4 tRNA genes are annotated in these 415 nt (G+C 59.0%); all 4 read right to left on the bottom strand.

What is annotated here, in order from left to right:
- Position 1: 1 nt before the first annotated feature.
- Positions 2-77 (bottom strand) — tRNA-Gly (locus QIW53_RS27230).
- 2 nt (positions 78-79) lie between these two features.
- A tRNA-Glu gene (locus QIW53_RS27225) sits at positions 80-155 on the bottom strand.
- A 104-nt stretch (positions 156-259) separates the two neighbouring features.
- Positions 260-335 (bottom strand) — tRNA-Gly (locus QIW53_RS27220).
- A 2-nt stretch (positions 336-337) separates the two neighbouring features.
- Positions 338-413, bottom strand: a tRNA-Glu gene (locus QIW53_RS27215).
- Positions 414-415: the final 2 nt, after the last annotated feature.

The raw sequence follows: 415 nt of genomic DNA, 5'->3' as shown, positions 1-415 counted from the left end.
TTGGAGCGGGAAACGAGACTCGAACTCGCGACCCCGACCTTGGCAAGGTCGTGCTCTACCAACTGAGCTATTCCCGCATTGGCGTCCCCTAGGGGACTCGAACCCCTGTTACCGCCGTGAAAGGGCGGTGTCCTAGGCCACTAGACGAAGGGGACACGCTACCCGGAACACATGGTGTGTGTTTCGGTGTCCAGAGCCGCATCCGAAGACTTGGTTCTGGTTTCACTCAGCCCTGCCCTAAAGCAACGCTGTTTAAAATTGGAGCGGGAAACGAGACTCGAACTCGCGACCCCGACCTTGGCAAGGTCGTGCTCTACCAACTGAGCTATTCCCGCATTGGCGTCCCCTAGGGGACTCGAACCCCTGTTACCGCCGTGAAAGGGCGGTGTCCTAGGCCACTAGACGAAGGGGACAC

The sequence above is a fragment of the Pseudomonas fluorescens genome (assembly GCF_041354075.1).
Taxonomy (GTDB): Bacteria; Pseudomonadota; Gammaproteobacteria; order Pseudomonadales; family Pseudomonadaceae; genus Aquipseudomonas; species Aquipseudomonas fluorescens_CE.
The sequence above is the reverse complement of the archived record's forward strand: the minus strand, read 5'-3'. Positions and strand labels throughout refer to the sequence as shown.